Origin of the sequence: Burkholderia dolosa, assembly GCF_902499135.1 — a bacterium.
GTDB lineage: Bacteria > Pseudomonadota > Gammaproteobacteria > Burkholderiales > Burkholderiaceae > Burkholderia > Burkholderia dolosa.
Map to the genome: position 1 here is coordinate 1 of NZ_CABVPR010000151.1, position 1,017 is coordinate 1,017.

Consider the following 1,017-nt stretch of genomic DNA (forward strand, 5'->3'; position numbering starts at 1 on the left):
TTACTCGATGATCTTGGCGACGACGCCTGCGCCGACGGTACGGCCGCCTTCGCGGATTGCGAAGCGCAGACCTTCTTCCATCGCGATCGGCGCGATCAGCTTCACCGTGATCGACACGTTGTCGCCCGGCATCACCATTTCCTTGTCCTTCGGCAGCTCGATCGAGCCCGTCACGTCCGTCGTACGGAAGTAGAACTGCGGACGGTAGTTGTTGAAGAACGGCGTGTGACGGCCGCCTTCGTCCTTGCTCAGCACGTACACTTCAGCCGTGAAGTGCGTGTGCGGCGTGATCGAACCCGGCTTGGCCAGAACCTGGCCGCGCTCCACGTCTTCACGCTTCGTGCCGCGCAGCAGGATACCGACGTTGTCGCCTGCCTGACCCTGGTCCAGCAGCTTGCGGAACATCTCAACGCCCGTGCACGTCGTCTTCACCGTCGGCTTGATACCGACGATTTCGATTTCTTCACCGACCTTGATCACGCCGCGCTCGACACGACCCGTCACCACCGTACCGCGGCCCGAGATCGAGAACACGTCTTCCACCGGCATCAGGAACGTACCGTCCACCGCGCGCTCCGGCGTCGGGATGTACGTGTCCAGCGCGTCGGCCAGGTTCATGATCGCCACTTCGCCCAGCTCGCCCTTGTCGCCTTCCAGCGCCAGCTTCGCCGAACCCTTGATGATCGGCGTGTCGTCGCCCGGGAAGTCGTACTTCGACAGCAGTTCGCGAACTTCCATCTCGACCAGCTCGAGCAGTTCCGCGTCGTCCACCATGTCGCACTTGTTCAGGAACACGATGATGTACGGAACGCCAACCTGACGCGCCAGCAGAATGTGCTCACGCGTTTGCGGCATCGGGCCGTCCGCTGCCGAGCACACCAGGATCGCGCCGTCCATCTGCGCTGCACCCGTGATCATGTTCTTCACGTAGTCCGCGTGGCCCGGGCAGTCAACGTGCGCGTAGTGACGGTTTGCCGTCTCGTACTCGATGTGCGCGGTGTTGATCGTGATGCCGCG

At 62.6% G+C, this 1,017-nt stretch carries 1 protein-coding gene; it reads right to left on the bottom strand.

Going from position 1 to position 1,017, the window contains the following annotated elements; translation table 11 throughout:
• A partial coding sequence (tuf, locus tag BUB20358_RS27950) for an elongation factor Tu (protein ID WP_174905190.1) occupies positions 1–1,017 on the bottom strand: 1,017 nt, incomplete at its 5' end.